Source organism: Rhizorhabdus wittichii (genome assembly GCF_017607425.1).
Lineage (GTDB): Bacteria > Pseudomonadota > Alphaproteobacteria > Sphingomonadales > Sphingomonadaceae > Rhizorhabdus > Rhizorhabdus wittichii.
Genome location: NZ_CP059319.1, coordinates 5314066 through 5328971, shown reverse-complemented (window position 1 = coordinate 5328971; position 14906 = coordinate 5314066). Strand labels below are relative to the sequence as shown.

Genomic DNA, 14906 nt, shown 5'->3' with positions numbered 1-14906 from the left:
CTGGGCCTTGTCGCTGGGGTTCCTGCGGCAACGCGCTCGCATCCTCTCCCGACCAGTCCGAGTGGCCTGGTGGATGCTGAAACAAGTTCAGCATGACGATGGGGATATGGCGCATTAGGGTGCGGGCCATGACCCGCGCCCTGCTCCTCGCCGCCGCCCTGTTCCTCGCCATCGGCGCCAAGCGCGCGCCGTCGCCGCTCGACGGCATTGCCGCGGACTATGTCCACCTGACGCTGGAGGCGGGGGAGCGCGAGGAGGGCTATGTCGACGCCTATTACGGCCCGAAGGACTGGGCCGAGGCGGCGAAGGCCCATCCCCGCGACGTCGCCACGCTGCGCAGGGACGCCCATGCGCTGGCGCAACGGCTCGCCGCGGTGAAGCCCGCCGCGCTGACCGCCGACGACCGCATCCGCCAGCGCTTCCTCGCCGCCCAGCTCGAGGCCGCCGAGACGCGGCTGGCGATGATGGAAGGCGAGAAGCTGAGCTTCGCCGACGAGGCGCAGGGGTTGTTCGGGGTCCGCCCCGACCTCAAGCCGCTCGCCGCCTATGATCCGATCCTGAAGACGATCGATGCGATGGTCCCGGGCGAAGGGCCGCTGTGGCAGCGGGTGGATGCCTGGCAGAACCGCTTCGTCGTGCCGACCGACAAGCTCGATCCGGTGATGCGCGCCGCGATCGCCGAATGCCGCGCGCGGACGGTGGCGCATATCCGGCTGCCCGAGCAGGAGCGCTTCGACCTCGAATTCGTCACCGGCAAGAGCTGGTCGGGCTACAACTGGTACAAGGGCGACGCGCACAGCCTGATCCAGGTCAACACCGACCTGCCGGTGCGGATCGACCGCGCGGTCGATCTCGGATGCCATGAGGGCTATCCGGGGCACCATGCGCTCAACATGCTGCTCGAACGCAACCTCGCCCGCGCCAGGGGGTGGGTGGAGTTCACCGTCTATCCGCTGTTCAGCCCGCAGAGCTTCATCGCCGAAGGATCGGCCAATGCCGGCATCGACCTGGCTTTCCCGGGGGCCGAGCGCGCGCGGTTCGAGGCGAGCCGCCTCTATCCGATCGCCGGGCTCGATCCGGCCGGGGCCGCCGCCTATGATCGGCTGCTCGACCTGCTCCACCAGCTCGCCGGCGCGCGGATGACGATCGCGGCGATGTATCTCGACGGCAAGGTCGATCGCGCCGCCGCGCTCGACCTGATCCAGACATATCAGCTCGTCAGCCGCAAGCGCGCCGAACAGTCGCTGAGCTTCACCGAGCAATATCGCAGCTATGTGATCAACTACGGCCTGGGCCAGGACATGGTCGCGGCCGACCTCGACCGGGCGGGCCGCGATCCGGCCGCGCGCTGGAAGCGGATGGAGGCGATCATCTCCCAGCCGACCCTGCCCGCCGACCTGCGCCGTTGAGAGCGCATTGGATGGGCGCGGCCTCATCCGAGGGTCGAACTATTCGCGATTAACCCCCGGATAACCGTAACGATTAGGAAGTTGGCAAAGCCGCTGGCCGATTCTCGTGGTTCAACAAGGACATGAAACCATGAGCCAGATTGCGGAACAGTCGACGTCGACGGCCGACGATGACGCAAGATATGCCGAGCAGCGGCGGGCTCCGCGCGACGAGGTGGCGCTGCCGACGCGCATGTTCACCATGGACCACAAGGCGAGCGACGTGCTGCTCGTCAACATCTCGCGCCTCGGCTTCATGGTCCGCGAATATGGCCAGACGCCCAAGGACACGATCGTCCGCCTCGCCCTGCCCCGGCTCGGTCAGGTGACGGCGCGGGTGGTCTGGTCGCTCGGCGGCCGGGTCGGCGCCGAGTTCATCAAGCCGATCGACGAATATGCCTATGCCGCGATGCTGAACGCCGCCCGCGCAAAGCGCCAGCGCTGGCCGATGGGGTGAGGGTCGACGCCTAAGCCCCCCTCCCTTGAAAGGGAGGGGGATTTAGCCCGCCCGCAGCAATCCCACGGCGGCGTCGCGTTCGAACAGATAGAGGGCGATCCGCGCCGCCTGTCCGCGCTCGCTGTCGAGACCACCGTCGCGGTCGACCAGCAGGCGGGCGTCCTGGGTCGCCGCCTCGATCAGCGCGGCGGTCCGTTCGGGGCCGGCCAGGCGGAAGGCCGCCTCGCCCGACTGGCGGGTCCCCAATATCTCGCCCGCGCCGCGCAGGCGCAGATCCTCCTCGGCGATGCGGAAGCCGTCATTGGTCTCGCGCATCAGCGCCAGCCGCGCGCGCGAGGTCTCCGACAACGCATTGCCGCGCAGCAGCAGGCAGACCGATCGCTGGTCGCCGCGCCCCACCCGGCCGCGCAGCTGGTGGAGCTGGGCGAGACCGAAGCGGTCCGCACCCTCGATGATCATCAGCGTCGCGTTGGGAACGTCCACGCCGACCTCGATCACCGTCGTCGCGACCAGCACGCCGATCCGGCCCGCCTGGAACTCGGCCATCACCGCGTCCTTCTCGGGCCCCTTCATCCGGCCATGGACGACGCCGACCTTGTCGCCGAACCATTGCCGCAGGCTCTCCGCCCGCCCCTCGGCGGCGGCGAGGTCGGACTGCTCGCTCTCCTCCACCAGCGGGCAGACCCAATAGGCCTGCCGGCCGGCGGCGAGGTGGCGGCCGAGCGCCTGCGCGACCTCGTCGAGCCGCTCGCCCGAGATCACCCGCGTCTCGATCGGCTGGCGGCCCGGCGGCATCTCGTCCAAGCGGCTGACGTCCATCTCGCCATAATGGCTGAGCGTCAGGGTGCGCGGGATCGGGGTCGCCGTCATCACCAGCAGGTGCGGCGGCCGCTCGGCCTTGGCCTGGAGCATCATCCGCTGGGCGACGCCGAAGCGATGCTGCTCGTCGACCACGGCGAGGCCGAGCTTGCGGTAGCCGACCTTCTCCTGGAAGATCGCATGGGTGCCGACGAGGATGTCGATCGATCCGTCGGCCAGCGCCATCAGCGTCGCCTCGCGCGCCTTGCCCTTCTCCCGCCCCGTCAGGATCGCGACGTTGACGGGCAGGCCGGCGAGGGTGCGGCTCAGCGTCTCGAAATGCTGGCGGGCGAGGATCTCGGTCGGCGCCAGCAGCGCGCCCTGCGCCCCCGCCTCGACCGCGCAGAGCAGCGCCATCGTCGCGACCAGCGTCTTGCCCGAGCCGACATCGCCCTGGAGCAGGCGGGTCATCGGCGCCGGCTGGACGAGGTCGCCCTCGATCTCCGCCACCGCGCGGCTCTGCGCGCCGGTCGGGGCATAGGGAAGCTTGAGCTGGTCGCGCAGCCGGCCGTCGCCCTTGAGCGGCAGGCCGCGCCGCTTGCGCGAGGAGGCGCGCACCAGCATCAGCGCGAGCTGGTTGGCGAACAGCTCGTCATAGGCGAGCCGCGCGCGCGCCGGTTCGTCCTGCGCGTCGGCATGGGCGCGGACGACCGCGTCATGCCAGGACGGCCAGCCCCGCGCCTGGAGCAGGCTCGGCTCGATCCATTCGGGCAGCTCGGGCGCGCGTTCGATCCCCTGCTCGATGAGCTGGCCGAGCCGCCGCGAGGTGATCCCCTCCGACAGCGGATAGACGCTCTCGCGGGTCGGCAGGTCGGCCGCCTCGGCCGGGGGCAGGACATGATCGGGATGGACGATCTGGAGCTCCTGCCCGTAGAGATCCAGCCGGCCCGAGACGATGCGCGGCTCGCCGATCGGCAGCAACTTCTTCGCCCAGCCGGGATTGCCGCCGAAATAGACGAGGCTGACGACGTTGCCCGCCTGGTCGGTCGCGCCGACCCGGAACGGCCCGCGCCCGCCGGACGCGCGATAGCTGGTCGGCACCAGCCGGACGGTGACGATCCGGCCGGCGTCCTCGGCCTCGACCGTGTCGACCGGCTTGCGGTCGATCGATCCGGTGGGAAGATGGAAGAGCAGGTCGACGACCCGTTCGAGCTCCAGCTTGCGCAGCGGCTTGGCGAGCGTCGGCCCGACGCCCTTCAGCGCCTCGACCTCGGCGAACAACGGATTGAGTATATCGGGCCGCATGGATTCGCCTGCTGTCGCATTTTCCGCGTCGCGGGTCGATTGCGCGCGGCTCGAAAATGCTTATTTCCGCTTCTGGCTTTCCGCCGACGGGCCTGTCAATCGCCCGCCGGCCCATCGGCATTGGAAGACGATGAACCACGACGACCGCCTGAAACGCCTGCGCTTCCGCGCCTGGCACCGGGGAACCCGCGAGGCCGACTATATGATCGGCGGCTTCTTCGACCGCCTTCACCAGGGCTGGGACGGCGAAGCCCTCGACTGGTTCGAGGGGCTGCTCGCACAGGAGGACGCCGACATCCTCGGCTGGGTGATGGGCACCATCCCGGTCCCGGCCGAATGGCAGGGCGCGCTGATGGAGCGGATGCAGCGGATCGACTATGTCGACATTCCGCGGTGATCGAAGCGATGCGTCATCCCGGACGTGATCCGGGATCCAGATACGCGGCGATCCGCCTCGATCTCGAACGTAGCGGCAATGGATCCTGACGTTCGTCAGGATGACGAATGACAAGACAGATATGACCGATCTCGACCGCATCCTCTCCGCCTCCGAAGCGCTGACCCTGTCGCGGGCGCCGATGGGCTTCCAGCCCTGGCTGGCCGCCGACCTCGCCCGCGCCGCGGCGGCGAAGCGCGGGCGGCTGGTGTTCGTCGCGGCCGACGACCAGGCGATGCAGTCGCTGGCCGACGCCGCGCGCTTCTTCGCGCCCGAGCTGACGGTGCTGACCTTCCCGGCCTGGGACTGCCTGCCCTATGACCGCGCGAGCCCGGCGCTGCGCGCGACCAGCGAGCGGCTCGCCACCCTCCATGCCTTGCAGGGCAAGCCCAGGGGGCCCGTCCTGGTCGCGACCACGGTCAACGCCGTCACCCAGCGGGTGCTCACCCCGTTCCGCATCCGCCAGCTCGTCGCCCGGCTGGCGCCGGGCGAGCGGGTCGATCGTGACCGGCTCGCCGCGATGCTGCAGGCGAACGGCTATGTCCGCACCGACACCGTCACCGAGCAGGGCGAATATGCGGTGCGCGGCAGCCTGGTCGACCTGTACCCGGCGGGCGAGCCCCATGCCCTGCGCCTCGACTTCTTCGGCGACGAGATCGAGAGCGTCCGCCAGTTCGACGCGACCGACCAGCGGACGATCGGCCCGGTCGACGGCTTCACCCTGCTGCCGGCCTCCGAAGCCCTGCTCGACGAGGAGACGATCAAGCGCTTCCGCGGCCGCTATCGCGAGCGGTTCGGCGCCAGCGCGACCGGCGACCCGATCTACCAGGCGGTGTCGGACGGCCGCCGCCTCGCCGGCATGGACCATTGGCTGCCGCTGTTCGAGGAGCGGCTGGAGACGCTGTTCGACCATTTGGCGCCCGAGGACCTGATCCTGCGCGAGGCCGGATCGATCAAGGCGGCCGAGGCGCGGTTCGAGGCGATCGCCGACTATCACGCCAACCGGGTCCGCGCCCGCACCACCGATCCGGGCAGCTACCGCCCGCTCGAACCGGGCGAACTCTATCTGGCCGCCGACGAATGGCGGACGGCGATCGCCGACCGGCCGATCCACCTCGTCACCCCCTTCGCCGAGCCGGAGAGCGCCCGCGTGCTCGACCTGGGCGTCGATGGCGCGCGCGACTTCGCGCCCGAACGGACGCAGGGCGTCAACATCTACGACGCGGTGATCGAACATGTCGAAGCGCTCGGCAAAGCGGGCAAGCGCGTGGTGCTGGCGAGCTATTCGACCGGCTCGCGCGAGCGTTTCGCCGGGCTGCTGGCGGAACATGGCCTCGACCGGGGCGATCTGGTGGAGGATTGGCAGAGCGCCATAACCCTCCTCCCGCTTGCGGAGGGGCCGGGGTGGGGCCTTCCCCGCAAAGAAAAAACGATGGCGCCCAGGCCGGAGCTCACCCCCGCCCCCTCCCGCAAGCGGGAGGGGAGGCAATATGGTCGCCCTCGCCGTACTGCCGCTCGACCATGGCTTCACCAGCGGCGACATCGCGCTGCTGACCGAGCAGGACATGCTGGGCGACCGGCTGGTCCGGCGGCAGAAGCGCAAGAAGTCGGCCGACGCCTTCCTCGCCGAACTGGCGACGCTCAGCCCCGGCGACCTGGTCGTCCATATGGACCATGGCATCGGCCGCTATGAGGGGCTGACCTCGATCCCGGTCGCCAAGGCGCCGCACGACTGCGTCGCGCTGACCTATGCCGGCGGCGACAAGCTCTACGTGCCGGTCGAGAATATCGACGTGCTGAGCCGCTACGGCGCCGAGAACGACGGCGTCCAGCTCGACAAGCTGGGCGGCGTCGCCTGGCAGGCGCGCAAGGCGCGGATGAAGGAGCGTATCCGCGAGATCGCGGGCGAGCTGATCAAGACCGCCGCCGAACGCGCGCTCCGCCCGGCCGAGGCGATCGAACCCGACAGCGGCTATAACGAGTTCGTCGACCGCTTCCCTTATCAGGAGACCGAGGACCAGGACCGCGCGATCGCCGACGTGATCGAGGACCTGGCGGCGGGCAAGCCGATGGACCGGCTGGTCTGCGGCGACGTCGGCTTCGGCAAGACCGAGGTCGCGCTGCGCGCCGCCTTCGTCGCGGCGCTGGGTGGAATGCAGGTGGCGCTGATCTGCCCCACCACCCTGCTCGCGCGGCAGCATTACCGCAATTTCGTCGAGCGCTTCCACGGCATGCCGGTCAATATCGGCCATCTGTCGCGGCTCGTCTCGGCGGGCGAAGCGAAGAGGACCAAGGACGGTCTCGCCGACGGATCGATCGACATCGTCATCGGCACCCATGCGCTGCTCGCCAAGGGGATCGCGTTCAAGCGGCTCGGCCTCGTCATCGTCGACGAGGAGCAGCGCTTCGGCGTCACCCACAAGGAGCGGCTGAAGGCGCTCAAGACCGACGTCCACATGCTGACGCTGACCGCGACGCCGATCCCGCGCACCTTGCAGATGGCGATGTCGGGCCTGCGCGAGCTGAGCGTGATCCAGACCCCGCCGGTCGACCGGCTGGCGGTGCGCACCTATGTCGCGCCGTGGGACGGCGTGGTGATCCGCGAGGCGCTGCTGCGCGAGCATTATCGCGGCGGGCAGAGCTTCCTCGTCACCCCCCGGATCAAGGACCTGCCCGACATCGAGGACTATCTGCGCAAGGAGGTCCCCGAGGTCAGCTATGTCGTCGCCCACGGCCAGATGGCGGCGGGCGAGGTCGAGGAGCGGATGTCGGCCTTCTACGACAAGAAGTTCGACATCCTCGTGTCGACCACGATCATCGAGAGCGGGCTCGACATCCCGTCGGCCAACACGCTGATCGTCAACCGCGCCGACCGTTTCGGCCTCGCCCAGCTCTATCAGCTGCGCGGCCGGGTCGGCCGGTCGAAGACGCGCGCCTATGCCTATCTGACGACCGGCGACCGGGGGCTCACCGAGACCGCCGAAAAGCGGCTCCACATCCTCCAGAACATCGACACGCTGGGGGCCGGCTTCCAGATCGCCAGCCACGACCTCGACATCCGCGGCGCGGGCAACCTGCTCGGCGACGAGCAGTCGGGCCATATCAAGGAGGTCGGCTTCGAACTCTACCAGTCGATGCTGGAGGAGGCGATCCTCGACGCCAAGGCGGGCGGGCTGGCCGATACGAAGCGCGAGAGCTTCTCGCCGCAGATCAACGTCGACGCGCCGATCCTGATCCCCGAGGACTATGTCCCCGACCTCGACCTGCGCATGGGCCTGTACCGCCGGATGAACGAGGTGGAGACCCGCGCCGAGATCGAGGCCTTCGCCGCCGAGCTGATCGACCGCTTCGGCAAGCTGCCGGCCGCGACCCAGAACCTGCTGACGGTGATCGAGATCAAGCTCAACTGCCGCAAGGCCTGCGTCGCCAAGATCGACACCGGCCCGCGCGGCGCGCTGGTGACCTTCCACAACGACGACTTCCCCGACCTGCCGGGGCTGCTCGCCTATGTCGACCGGCTGAAGGACAGCGCCCGGCTGCGCCCCGACAGCAAGCTGGTGATCACCCGCAACTGGCCGGAACCGTCGCACCGGCTGAACGGCGCGCTGCAATTGTCGCGGGGGCTTGCGAAAATTGTTTAGCCCTCAGGCGCCGGGCGCCGGGCATCCGCCCGGCTTGGCTATCCTCGCATAAGCTCGGGCGCGCGTTCGCGCTTGCGGAGCCCTGTCGGGCTCCGAAGCAGGACCCTTGCGGTGGGACGGGACGCACAGCGTCCCGCAAGGCCGAACGGCCGCCCGAGCTTATGCGAGGATAGCCAAGGTCGCGGATGCGACCGCCGGCGCCTGAGGCCAACTAATCAACAGTGCTCATCGCCTGGTCGACGACCATCGCCTCCAGCGTGCCGCTGTCGATCGGGGGCGAGCAGAGATAGCCCTGGTAATAGTTGCACCCCTCGCGCGCGAGGAGCGAGAGCTGGGCCTTGGTCTCGACCCCCTCGGTGATCACCGCGAGGCCGAGCGAGCGGGCCATCTCGATCACGCCGCGCACGACGATCCGGTCGCGGGTCGATCCGGTGATGTCCTCCGCCAGGGTCTTGTCGATCTTGAGATAGTCGAGCGGCAGCGCCTTGAGATAGGCGAGGCTCGAATAGCCGGTGCCGAAATCGTCGATCGCGACCCGCAGGCCGGCGCCGCGCAATTGCGAGAGCAGCCCGGCCGCCCCGGCGAGATCGGCGATCAGGCCGCTTTCGGTGACCTCGACCGTCAGCCGGTCGCGCGGGAAGCCGGCCTTGTCGACCCGGCCCAGGAAGTCGTCGACGAAATTGGGCTGGGCGATGTCGGCGGCGGTGACGTTCACCGACAGGCGCAGATTGCCCATATGAGCGGGCCAGCTCGCCGCGACCTCGAGCGCGCGCTGCTGCACATAGGTCGAGAGCTGGACGACGAAGTCCGACCGGGCGGCGGTCGCGAACAGCGGGACGGCGCCCAGCTCGCCGAGCTGCGGATGGCGCCAGCGGGCGAGCGCCTCGACCCCCATGATCTGGCCGGACCTGATATCGACCTGCGGCTGGAAGAGGATGTCGATCTGGTCATGATCGAGCGCCCGGCGCAGGTCGATCTCGAGCTGGTTGCGGCGGTGCGCCTCCGCCTCGCTGTCGGCGTCGAGCGCGCGGACCAGGCCGGTGTCGCCATGCTTGGCCGCCGCGAGCGCCGCCGCCGCGCGCTGGAACAGCGTCCCCGCGTCGCGTCGCGCATCGCCGTCGATCGCAGCGATGCCGACACGACAGGACAGCGGGATGAGCGAATCCCCCGACACGAACGGCCAGGCGACGCTTTCGACGAGCCGGTTGGCGATCAGCTCGGCGGTGTCGGCGGTCACCGGCGCGCCGAGGGCGATGGTGAATTCGGAGCCGGCGGTGCGCGCGATCATCGTCTGGTCGAGACCGATGCGGTCGATCACCCGCTCGATCCGCCGCGCGACGCCCTGCAGCACCGCGTCGCCGGTCGGCCGGCCGAAGGCGGCGTTGACCAGGCCGAAGCGCATGATGCCCAGCATCAGCAGGATGCAGCGCGGCTCGGCGAGCTGATCGTCGGCCAGCCGCCGTTCGACCCATTGACGGATGCGGTCGACCGCGGGCAGCCCGGTCAGGGCGTCGCCGTCGTCGCCGGCCGGCTCGCCGTCGCGGCGGTCGACCTCGACCCAGGCGACGACCGCATGCCGCTCCTCGTCATAGGAGATGTGGTGCGCCAGCCGGTCGCCGAGCGCGCGGCTGCGATGGGCGAAGGCGGTCGAGCGGCCGGTCGACAGCAGGCGATCGATCGCCTCCCGCGCCAGGCGGCGGCTCTCGCGGTCCATCAGCCGGAACAGCATCGACATCGGCACCGTCTCGGTCGCCACGCCGATCCGGTCGGCGAGCGCGGCGCTGAGCGTCACCATCCGGTCGCCGGGCTTCCAGATCCACGCCTCCGATTCCGACAGGCGCAGCGCGGCGCGGACCGACGCGGCACGGCCGCCCCCCGCCAGCCGTTCGGCATGGCGATCGGCAAAGGCCAGCGCGATCCGCATCTCCTCCTCCCCGAAGGGCGCCGCCAGATAATGGGTCGCCCCGGCCGCCAGATAGCGATCGAGGCTGGCGATATCGTCGACGATCACGAGCAGCGCGGAGCCCGTCGATCCGACCGCCGCCGCCATCGCGGCGCAGGCCGCGACCGCCTCCTCCTCCGCGTCGCGGGCGTCGATCACGGCGATGGTCGCGCCCGAGGCGATGAAGCGCCGTCCGGCCGCTTCGGCCCGCCGCGCGGCAATCACCCGCCGGCCGGTCCGCTCGATCAATGGCGCCAATTCGTTCCGATAACGAAAGGATATCAGGAAAAGAGGCAACTGCCCCCCTGCGGCGGCGCTGGCAGCCGCTGCCCCGATTGAGCCCACACCCTTCGTCATTGCCGGACTGTTACCGTATCGCAGAACGCTCGCCAATCCGCAAAGCACCGCGAAAACCCGCCGATCACCGAACGATCCACAGCTTCCTAGGCTTGGCGGGATCAGCCTGCTAGGATAAGGCCATGGCTGCTATGGAAAAGCCGGGGGACAGGGGCGGAACGGGCCTGGCCGATGCATTCGGCCGGCGGATCACCTATCTGCGCCTGTCGGTCACCGATCGCTGCGACTTCCGCTGCCGCTACTGCATGGCGGAGAAGATGCAGTTCCTGCCCAAGCGGGAGATATTGACGATCGAGGAGCTGGCGGCGCTCGCCGACGCCTTCATCGCCCGCGGCATCCGCAAGATCCGGCTGACCGGCGGCGAGCCGCTGGTGCGGCGCGGCATCGACGAGCTCGTCCGGCTGATCGGGCGGCGGATCGGCGCCAAGGATGACGGGGGGGGTCTCGACGAGCTGACCGTCACGACCAACGCCAGCCAGCTCCGCCGCCATGCCCCCGCGCTGGCCGAGGCCGGGGTGCGCCGCGTCAACGTCAGCCTCGACAGCCTCGATGCCGAGCGCTTCGGCTTCATCACCCGGGGCGGCGACCTGGCCGTGGTGCTCGACGGCATCGCCGCGGCGCGCGCGGCCGGGATCGCGGTGAAGGTCAACATGGTCGCGCTGCGCGACCTCAACGAGCAGGAGATCGAACCGATGCTGCGCTGGTGCGCGGCGGAGGGCCACGACCTCACCCTGATCGAGACGATGCCGCTGGGCGAGATCGAGGACGACCGCACCGACCGCTACCTGCCGCTCGACGGCGTGCGGCGGCGGATCGAGGAGCATTATACGCTCAGCCCGCTGGACTATCGGACGGGCGGCCCGGCGCGCTATTTCCGGGTCGAGGAGCTCGACGCGCGGCTCGGCCTGATCACGCCGCTGACCAACAATTTCTGCGACGGCTGCAATCGCGTCCGCGTCACCGCGACCGGCCAGATCTATATGTGCCTGGGCCATGAGGACCGGCTCGACCTGCGCCAGGCGCTACGCGCGGGCGACATGGAGGGGCTCGACCGGCTGCTCGACCGGGCGATGCGGCTGAAGCCCGAACGCCACGCCTTCCGGATCGACACGCCCGGCGCGGCCCCCGCCGTTTCCCGGCATATGAGCGTCACCGGCGGATGACCGAACAACGGATGGCGCTCGTCGCGTCCCCCACGACGGCCGCCCAGGAAGCCGCCACCGAGCTGCGCGCCATCTACGAATGGCACCCGATCGAGCGCGCCGACCTGGTCGTCGCGCTGGGCGGCGACGGCTTCATGCTGCGCACCCTGCACGCGATGCTCGACCGGCACCGCATCCTGCCGGTGTTCGGGATGAACCTGGGCACGGTCGGCTTCCTGATGAACGACTGGAAGCCCGACCTGCTCGAGCTGCGGCTGCAGCAGGCGCGGGCGATCACCGTGCTGCCGCTGCGCATGGACGTCGAGACGGTCGAGGGGCAGCGCCATTCGGTGCCGGCGATCAACGAGGTGTCGCTGCTGCGCGAGACGCGCGAGACGGCGAAGATCGAGGTGCTGGTCGACGGCCGCGTCGTCCTGCCCGAGCTGGTCTGCGACGGGGTGCTGGTGTCGACCCCGGCGGGATCGACCGCCTACAACCTGTCGGCGCAGGGACCGATCCTGCCGCTCGAATCGTCGCTGCTGGCGCTGACCCCGATCAGCCCGTTCCGCCCGCGCCGCTGGCGCGGGGCGATCCTGCCGAACAAGAACGCGATCTCCTTCCGGGTGCTCGACGCGATCAAGCGCCCGGTCAGCGCCGTCGCCGACCAGCGCGAGGTGCGCGACGTCTCGCTGATCCGCGTCGGCATCGACAAGACCAGCCCGCTGACCCTGTTGTTCGACCCCGAACACGCCCTGGACGACCGCATCACCATGGAGCAGTTCGCGGTCTGACCCTCGGCATTTCCGCCGCTCCGCGCCACGCCGGCGAGAAGTTTCACCGAACCGCGTCTAAGGGGCTTGCAAGGTTCGAGAAGCCGCTGCTATAGGCGCGCCTCGCTTGAAGCGGAAATGATCCCCGGTAGCTCAGCGGTAGAGCATCCGACTGTTAATCGGACGGCCGCCTGTTCGAATCAGGCCCGGGGAGCCATTTTTCTCACGCTATGACGGCCAATCCGAGATCGTCGCCGAAAAGCGAAAATTCCCCCTATTTTCCGTGGGTTTGCACCGAGCGATTGCGCGCGCGTCGGCGCGGAGACGCATTTGGCCAATCGATATGCGCCAAAGGAGGCCCAAGTCTCCGAGCCCCGATTTTGGGGCCGTTAGATATTTCGAGAACAGGGCTTAGGAACGAAAGGCGGCGCCGAAGCGCCGCCCCTCTTTTCTCGGATGTGACGAGGGTTCAGGAGAAGCCCAGCATCGTTTTCTGACTGTCCCAATTCATCGGCAGATCCGACATGCGGTACAACCGCTTCGACTGCAGCGATGCAGGCTGGGTTCCTTCCATGACGGCCCTGACGATGTCAGGTGCCAGAAAGCTCAGCCGAGCCAGTCGGGCGATGTGGCTGCGTTCCCTGTAGCCGAGATTTTCCGGAAGGGATGGCGGCTTGCCATCAAGCCCAAGCATGCGCCTCGCTTGATGCGCCTTGACGATCAGCTCGACCAGCTTCGGATCGCGCCGCGATGACGATGCCTGCGCATCGAACTGGATGGTCAGCTTCACATCGGTGCCGCGCCGCACCATCAGGGTCGGGATGCTCAGCTCGACGACCTCCCGATCCGCATCGAACTGCTCGACTCCAAGCCGCTCACCCAATGCAGCGTAGCCGACCTTCGCCTCGATACGATCGGCATGAACGATGACCTGCAGCGACAGCTCCAACAGCAGCGCCCGCTGGTCCGATGGCGCTATAGTCGGGATGTTCCGATGCAGCAGCGCTGCGGAGCGCAGCAGGTTGGCGGTCTCATATCCCTCGCTGCCATGCTGCGGATAGAGCAGCGTCAGCTGCGCTCGGTCTCCGATGAGCCGCTCGAGGCTCTCGACGATGGCCTTCTCGATATCGCGAGCGGCGATGCGGATCGGCCTGGGATGCGGTCCCTCCCCTTCATTGACCGAGTTGTAATAGCGATAACGAACATCGCCGCGGCTCGCATGGCTCGGGGTCATCCGGCGCCCTTCGCCATCGCGAATCATCCCGGCCAGCAAGCTGACCTCGTTGGCGTTGGCTTGGTGACGTCGCTCGATGCGGTTGGACGCCAGCTTGTCCTGGACAGCAGTCCAGAGCTTATCGTCTATGATGGCCTCATGCTCACCGGGATGGGCTTCACCCTTATGGACAACGACGCCCCGATACAGCTCGTTGCCGAGGATATGATAAAGAGCCCCCGGTACGATGGGCTTGCCACCCCAGATCTTTCCTTCTTCGCTGCGATGGACCTTAGAGGTGACGCCCTTCGCCCTTAGCTCGGCAGCGAGATCATAGACGCTACCCAGCTCCAGATAGCGGCGCATCATATAGCGGACGGTTTCCGCCTCGGCTTCGTTGACGACGAGCTTGCGGTCTTGGATGTCATAGCCAAGCGGACAGTTACCGCCCATCCACATGCCCTTGCGCTTCGAGGCCGCGACCTTGTCGCGGACCCGTTCGGAGATCACCTCACGCTCGAACTGGGCAAAGCTCAGCAGCACGTTGAGGGTGAGCCGTCCCATGCTGGTCGTGGTGTTGAACGACTGGGTGATGCTGACGAAGCTCGCCCCTGCCGCATCGAGCACATCGACGATCTTAGCGAAGTCCGACAAGGCGCGGGTCAGACGGTCGACCTTGTAGACGACGATGACGTCGACCTTGCCGGCCTCGACATCGGCGAGCAGCTGCTTGAGGCCGGGTCGGTCCATATTGCCGCCGGTGAAGCCACCATCGTCATAATAGTCTGGAACCAGCGTCCAGCCCTCGTGGCGCTGGCTCATGATATAGGCGGCACAGGCCTCGCGCTGGGCATCGAGGCTGTTGAACTCCTGGTCGAGGCCTTCCTCGGTCGACTTGCGCGTGTAGATGGCGCAGCGGATCTTCTCCCGCCGCTGCGGCTCGGGCGCCCTGCCCCGGCTCATGCCGCTGCTCCATTCTTGGTCAGGCCGAAGAAGCGTGGGCCTGACCAATGGGCGCCGGTGATCTTGCGGGCGATCTCGCTCAACGAACCGTAGCGCTCGTCGCGATAGAGATAGGCATCGTCCAGGATCATCACGCGGTGGGTGGCGCCACGCCATTCGCGGACGAGCTGGGTGCCGGGGCGAAGCGTGACCGATACGGAGGCCTTGATCTCCTCACCCTTGCCGAGCTGCCGCACCATCGTCTCGATCTCACGGGTCAGCTTGGCGGAGAGGCTGCCCTTGGCCTTCTCCTGCACCCGATGGGCGATAGCGAGCGCTAGTAGCTTATGGCCGACTGGCGGCGCGGCGGCGCCGAACAGCTGGAGCCATTCGCCGCGCAGCTGCGCCGGCGACATCGTCGCCAGCGCAGCCAGTTTGTCGTCATGCCGCGCCAT

The 14906-nt window shown here is 68.5% G+C and carries 11 protein-coding genes and 1 tRNA gene; 8 read left to right on the top strand and 4 right to left on the bottom strand.

Annotated elements, in window-relative coordinates; all coding sequences use genetic code 11:
* The first annotated feature begins 128 nt into the window (after positions 1-128).
* Together HRJ34_RS25360 and HRJ34_RS25355 are read left to right on the top strand one after the other, a co-directional pair.
* Positions 129-1409 (top strand): hypothetical protein, encoded by a 1281-nt coding sequence (locus HRJ34_RS25360; protein ID WP_011952355.1) that lies wholly within the window; start codon positions 129-131, stop codon positions 1407-1409.
* A 130-nt stretch (positions 1410-1539) separates the two neighbouring features.
* On the top strand, positions 1540-1905 hold the full coding sequence (locus tag HRJ34_RS25355) for a PilZ domain-containing protein (protein WP_011952356.1): 366 nt from the start codon (positions 1540-1542) through the stop codon (positions 1903-1905).
* Positions 1906-1947: 42 nt separating this feature from the next.
* Here the strand turns inward: HRJ34_RS25355 and recG are convergent, their stop codons facing one another.
* Positions 1948-4008 (bottom strand): ATP-dependent DNA helicase RecG, encoded by a 2061-nt coding sequence (gene recG / locus HRJ34_RS25350; protein ID WP_208632806.1) that lies wholly within the window; start codon positions 4006-4008, stop codon positions 1948-1950.
* 130 nt (positions 4009-4138) lie between these two features.
* Here recG and HRJ34_RS25345 point away from each other — a divergent pair, with 130 nt between their 5' ends.
* The 3 genes from HRJ34_RS25345 to mfd all read left to right on the top strand — a co-directional run bounded on the left by HRJ34_RS25345 (position 4139) and on the right by mfd (position 8085).
* On the top strand, positions 4139-4405 hold the full coding sequence (locus HRJ34_RS25345) for an FAD assembly factor SdhE (protein WP_011952358.1): 267 nt from the start codon (positions 4139-4141) through the stop codon (positions 4403-4405).
* A 121-nt stretch (positions 4406-4526) separates the two neighbouring features.
* Positions 4527-6137 carry a transcription-repair coupling factor family protein gene (locus tag HRJ34_RS29680; RefSeq protein ID WP_404947157.1) on the top strand — a complete coding sequence of 537 codons (1611 nt, stop codon included), beginning with the start codon at positions 4527-4529 and terminating at the stop codon, positions 6135-6137.
* Positions 6025-8085 carry a transcription-repair coupling factor gene (gene mfd, locus HRJ34_RS29675; protein ID WP_404947176.1) on the top strand — a complete coding sequence of 687 codons (2061 nt, stop codon included), beginning with the start codon at positions 6025-6027 and terminating at the stop codon, positions 8083-8085. Before HRJ34_RS29680 ends, mfd begins: the two co-directional genes overlap by 113 nt.
* 211 nt (positions 8086-8296) lie before the next feature.
* Here mfd and HRJ34_RS25335 read toward each other — a convergent pair whose 3' ends face one another.
* Entirely contained in the window at positions 8297-10276 is a 1980-nt protein-coding gene (locus tag HRJ34_RS25335; protein ID WP_226948950.1) for a putative bifunctional diguanylate cyclase/phosphodiesterase, read from the bottom strand.
* 230 nt (positions 10277-10506) lie between these two features.
* Here HRJ34_RS25335 and moaA point away from each other — a divergent pair, with 230 nt between their 5' ends.
* The 3 genes from moaA (at position 10507) to HRJ34_RS25320 (ending at position 12513) form a co-directional block, all read left to right on the top strand.
* The gene (gene moaA / locus HRJ34_RS25330; RefSeq protein WP_208632805.1) at positions 10507-11547 is read left to right on the top strand and encodes a GTP 3',8-cyclase MoaA; all 1041 of its coding nucleotides are present in this window, start codon (positions 10507-10509) and stop codon (positions 11545-11547) included.
* Positions 11544-12317 (top strand): NAD kinase, encoded by a 774-nt coding sequence (locus tag HRJ34_RS25325; protein WP_011952362.1) that lies wholly within the window; start codon positions 11544-11546, stop codon positions 12315-12317. Before moaA ends, HRJ34_RS25325 begins: the two co-directional genes overlap by 4 nt.
* Before the next feature lie 121 nt (positions 12318-12438).
* Positions 12439-12513: transfer RNA gene (locus HRJ34_RS25320), tRNA-Asn, on the top strand.
* A gap of 252 nt (positions 12514-12765) precedes the next feature.
* Here the strand turns inward: HRJ34_RS25320 and HRJ34_RS25315 are convergent.
* Both HRJ34_RS25315 and HRJ34_RS25310 read right to left on the bottom strand, forming a co-directional pair.
* Positions 12766-14472: a recombinase family protein gene (locus HRJ34_RS25315; protein WP_208632804.1), complete on the bottom strand. Its 1707-nt coding sequence runs from the start codon at positions 14470-14472 to the stop codon at positions 12766-12768.
* Positions 14469-14906, bottom strand: a complete 438-nt coding sequence (locus tag HRJ34_RS25310; protein WP_208632803.1) for a DUF2924 domain-containing protein — start codon at positions 14904-14906, stop codon at positions 14469-14471. Before HRJ34_RS25310 ends, HRJ34_RS25315 begins: the two co-directional genes overlap by 4 nt.